Below are 3,298 nucleotides of genomic sequence, written 5' to 3'. Positions count from 1 at the left end.
CGCGCGAAACTCTACGGCGTGGTGCTCCGTATCTTGCGGCGACAGGATCTCGCAGAGGAGGTCATTCAGGAAACCTACGTCAAGGTCTGGAACAGCGCCGGGCAGTTCAATCCCGCAGTTTCCTCGCCGATCACGTGGATGGCGGCGATTGCGCGCAACCGCGCGATCGACGTCGTGCGCAAGCGCGGCGAGAGCTCGATCGAGGAGGAGCCGGAGGCGATGGATGTCGCCGCCGAAACCCCCGACCCGCTGGCGCGCCGGGAAATGTCGGAGGAGCTGAAGCGACTGCTGGAGTGCGTCGGGCGGCTTGAGCCCGACCGTCAGAAGCTGGTGCTGCTGGCCTACTACAATGGCTGGAGCCGCGAGCAGCTGGCGACGAAGTTCGCGACGCCTGTGAACACGGTGAAGACCTGGCTCAGGCGGAGCATGATGGAAATCCGCGAGTGCCTGGGTCTTGGATGATCCCTTGGTATTGCGTGACCCTGGACCTGGATGATGGCCTATAGCGAAGACCATATCGCGCTCGCCGCGGAATACGCGCTCGGCACCTTGGATGCCGGGGAGCGCGCGCAGGTCCAGACCATGATGGCCGTCGACACCGGCTATGCCGCGCTCTGCGAGGCGTGGGTGCTGAGGCTCAGCGTGCTGAACCAGATGGTCGGCCTGGTCGAGCCGCGCGCAGAGGTGTGGGAGCGTATTAAGGCCGCGATCGCAAGGCCTGCGGCGACGCCGCCGCCGCTTGGCGCCGAGCCGGATATTGTCACGCTGGACACCGAAGGCGCCGCGCCTCTGGCATCCGCGACCTCGGCTGCAGAGGAGCAGGTGGCAGCGCCGGCCGTCGAGCCGCTGGTCGCAGTCACCAGACGCGATGATGCAATGCCAGCCGGCAATGCCGAGGTGATCCGATTGACCGCGCGGGTGAGGCAGTGGCGCGCTGTCGCCAATGCGATGACGACGCTTGCCGCGGTGCTGCTGGCGATGATCTCGGTCGAGGTCTATCGACCGGATCTGCTTCCCTCCGCGCTGAGGCCGCGTGCGCAGGTGGCAGAAAACAAGCCGCCGGCGGCGCAGTTCGTTGCGCTACTGCAGAAGGATGGCGAGGCGCCGGCCTTTATCCTCACAGTCGATGCCGGAGCCAAGAGCTTTACCGTGCGCCGGGTCGGCGCCGAGCCGGAGCAGGGCAAGAGCTATGAGTTGTGGCTGGTGTCCGACAAGTTTCAGGCGCCGCGCTCGCTGGGCGTGATTGGCAGTCAGGACTTCACGACGCGGCCGGGGCTTTCGTTCTATGATGCCGACACCGTCAACGGTGCCACCTACGCGGTGTCGCTGGAGCCGGAGGGCGGATCGCCGACGGGAGTGGCGACGGGGCCGATCGTATTCTCCGGCAAGCTGATCGAGACCGTGCCACCTGCGGATTCGGCGCACTGAGCGGCGCATCGGACGCATGCGCACAAAAGAAAACGCCCGTGGGGAGCGGGCGTTTTCGGTAGTCGACTTGGGGTTGGGTCTACTACATATCCATGCGGTCGCTTGGGGGGCTGTAAGGCCGCATGAATTCCTGAAATTCCTCTGTTTAGCGCAGCACCGCCGTCTGTGAACTCGTCACCATCACCGGCTTGCCGGCCTTGATGACGTGGGCCGTCTGCGTGTAGCTGCTGTCAGAACCACTGCGCGCCGAGATGCCGAAGCCTGCCACCGCGATCCCTGCCACGAGCGCCACCGCCACGATCTTGAGGTGGGTCGAGCGGTCCGCGCTGTAAATCGAGTGGTTCATGGAAGCTCTCCTGCCGTCTTCCGTGCGTGCCGTTATCAGCTTGCTTTACTTCGTCGAACCCACCGATCAGCCGGTTCATCGTCGTCGCAACCAGCAACGTAGGAATGCGCGATTTCGTTCCGTAGAGGGCATCACAACAGCGTGACAGACTGTGATCGAATGCGATCTACAAATCGCGAAAATCAAATTAAATTCAATAATATCAAATACTTAAGTGAAATTATCGGTTCGATCGGCAAAAAGTGGCACATTTCCACAAAATTAAGAAATCGTTTGCGTGTGGCGTAAACACACAGGCGAAACTGCTTTGAAAAACGGCAAACGGCCGGCGCTTTCGCACCACCGTTCGAATAATGGGCAGTGGTCAGAACTGTTCCGTCCGCTGCCGGCTGTTTCAGCGGCCTACACGCTGCCGACCGTTTTCAACCGTGCGCGCGGATGGATCTCGGCCTGCGAGAGCACCGTGGTCTGGGCGCGGAACCGTTCGACCAGCGAGCGCACGAACGGCCGAATCGCTGCGGAGGTAACTAATACCGGCGACTCGCCTTCATGGGCGGCGCGTTCGAAGGCGTTGCGCACCGCGCCCATGAACTCCGACAGTTTTGACGGCTGCATCGCGAGACTGCGTTCCTCGCCTTGGCCGACCAGCGATTCCGCGAACGCTTGCTCCCACTTCGCCGACAGCGCGATCAGCGGCAGATAGCCCATCGGCGAGGTATTCGCGGCGCAGATCTGGCGGGCGAGGCGGGCGCGGACGTGCTCGACGATGGTGGCCGGATTGCGCGAGAACGCCAGAGCGTCGGCGACACCTTCCAGGATCGTCGAGAGATCGCGGATCGAGATCCGCTCAGCCAACAGCAGCTGCAGCACGCGCTGGATGCCGGAGATGGTGACTTGGCTCGGCACGATGTCCTTGACCAGCTCACCCTGCTCCTTCGGCAGCTCCTTCAGGAGCTTCTGCACCTCGCCATAGGAGAGCAGGTCAGACATGTTGGCCTTGAGCAGCTCGGTCAAATGGGTCGACAGCACGGTCGCCGCGTCCACCACCGTGTAGCCCTTCAGCGAGGCCTCTTCCTTCAGGCTGGCATCGACCCAGGTCGCGGGCAGGCCAAAAGTCGGTTCGGTGGTGTGGATGCCGGGCACCGAGACTTGGTTACCGCTCGGGTCCATGGCCATGAACTGGCTCGGCCAGATCTTGCCGGTGCCGGCGTCCACTTCCTTGATCTTGATGATGTAGGTGTTGGCCTCGAGCTGGACGTTGTCGAGGATGCGCACCGACGGCATCACAAAACCCATCTCGATCGCGAGCGAGCGCCGCAGCGCCTTGATCTGGTCGGTCAGCCGGTCGGTGCCGTCGGGGCCGTTGACCAGCGGCAGCAGCGCATAGCCGAGCTCGATCTTCAGGTCGTCGATCTTCAGCGCGGAGGCGATCGGCTCCTCGGCGGCCGCTGCGGCGGCCGCTGCTGCGGCGGGGGCTGCGGCAGCCGCGGCCTCAGCCACCTTGCTGGCCTGCTTCTGCTTGCG

At 63.5% G+C, this 3,298-nt stretch carries 4 protein-coding genes; 2 read left to right on the top strand and 2 right to left on the bottom strand.

Going from position 1 to position 3,298, the window contains the following annotated elements; genetic code table 11:
• Both WA702_RS15970 and WA702_RS15965 read left to right on the top strand, forming a co-directional pair.
• A partial coding sequence (locus tag WA702_RS15970; protein ID WP_425111503.1) for a sigma-70 family RNA polymerase sigma factor occupies positions 1 to 462 on the top strand: 462 nt, incomplete at its 5' end.
• Positions 463 to 495: 33 nt separating this feature from the next.
• Positions 496 to 1,428: an anti-sigma factor gene (locus WA702_RS15965; RefSeq protein ID WP_425111502.1), complete on the top strand. Its 933-nt coding sequence runs from the start codon at positions 496 to 498 to the stop codon at positions 1,426 to 1,428.
• A 145-nt stretch (positions 1,429 to 1,573) separates the two neighbouring features.
• On the opposite strand, the gene WA702_RS15960 is transcribed toward WA702_RS15965, so the two are convergent.
• Both WA702_RS15960 and WA702_RS15955 read right to left on the bottom strand, forming a co-directional pair.
• Positions 1,574 to 1,774, bottom strand: coding sequence for a hypothetical protein (locus WA702_RS15960; RefSeq protein ID WP_425111501.1), 201 nt, complete (start codon positions 1,772 to 1,774; stop codon positions 1,574 to 1,576).
• A gap of 402 nt (positions 1,775 to 2,176) precedes the next feature.
• On the bottom strand, positions 2,177 to 3,298 hold a 1,122-nt coding region (locus tag WA702_RS15955), incomplete at its 5' end, for an FHIPEP family type III secretion protein (protein ID WP_425111500.1).

The organism is Bradyrhizobium sp. (assembly GCF_049798375.1).
Classification (GTDB): Bacteria; Pseudomonadota; Alphaproteobacteria; order Rhizobiales; family Xanthobacteraceae; genus Bradyrhizobium.
This window is presented reverse-complemented; position numbering and strand designations above follow the sequence as displayed.

Bases quoted from the DNA above. Each gene is read 5' to 3' on its own strand.
- WA702_RS15965 (WP_425111502.1), top strand. From the start codon at position 496: ATGGCCTATAGCGAAGACCATATCGCGCTCGCCGCGGAATACGCGCTC.
- WA702_RS15960 (WP_425111501.1), bottom strand. From the start codon at position 1,774: ATGAACCACTCGATTTACAGCGCGGACCGCTCGACCCACCTCAAGATC.